The organism is Azospirillum mesophilum, assembly GCF_053470405.2.
In genome coordinates this window covers 1-959 of sequence record NZ_JBPXMQ020000119.1, presented here as the reverse complement: position 1 = coordinate 959, position 959 = coordinate 1, and the positions used below count along the sequence as shown (strand labels likewise).

Sequence of the window (959 nt, the reverse complement as noted above, 5' to 3'; positions counted from 1 at the left end):
CGGGGCTGCGGCCGGACCAGCTACGACCAGCACGAGGCGTTCGACCCGGACCGCCGGATGACCAAGCGGCTGGTGGAATACATCGGCCGCACGGCGCTGCGCCTCACCTTCACCGAGGTCGCAGCCGGCGTCGGCGTCGATGAGAAGACCGTCCGTCTCGTCTGGTCCGACTGGTCCGAGCGGGAGATCGGCCGCCTGGAATTCGCCACGCCCCGCTGGCTGGGCATCGACGAGGTGCACCTGATCGGCAAGGCCCGCGGCGTGTTCGCCAACGTGGAGGCCCGCACCGCGCTCGACATCACCGCCGACCGTTCGCAGAAGACGGTGGCGACGTGGCTGACGAAGCTCCCGGCCAAGGAGACGGTGGAGATCGTCACCATGGATATGTGGCGGCCCTACTACGACGCTGTGCGGGCGCTGCTGCCCGGCGCCGTGGTGGTGATCGACAAGTGGCACGTCCAGAAGATGGCGAACGAGGCCCTGGAGGGAGTGCGAAAGGCGCTACGCGCCGAGCTGCCGGCCGCGCGGCGTCGCCGGCTGATGCATGACCGCTTCGTGCTGCTGACCAGGCGGCGCGACCTGCGCATGGACCAGCAGATCGTGCTGGAAGCCTGGACCAACGAGTTCCCACTGCTGAAGGCGGCCTACGAGGCGAAGGAGGACTTCTTCGATCTCTGGGAAATCCCCTCGATGACCAGCGGCGACGCCAAGGAGGCGTATCGCGCCTGGGCGGGCCGGCTACCGGCCGAGCTGCGGCCGGGGTTCGGCGCCCTGACCACGGCGGTGGGGAACTGGAGCGAGCCGATCTGGGCCTACTTCGACGTGCCGGGCGGCCCAACCAATGCTTACGTCGAGGCGCTGAACGGTCTGGTGAAGGTGCTGAACCGGCTGGGGCGGGGCTACAGCGTGGATGTGCTGCGCGCCAAGGTGCTGCTGGCCCACGGCGCCGGCAAGATCGC

At 69.1% G+C, this 959-nt stretch carries 1 protein-coding gene; it reads left to right on the top strand.

Features of this window, described 5'->3' with window-relative positions; all coding sequences use genetic code 11:
- The coding region (locus ACSVC7_RS32695) for an ISL3 family transposase (RefSeq protein ID WP_448208765.1) at positions 1-959 on the top strand (959 nt) is incomplete at both ends.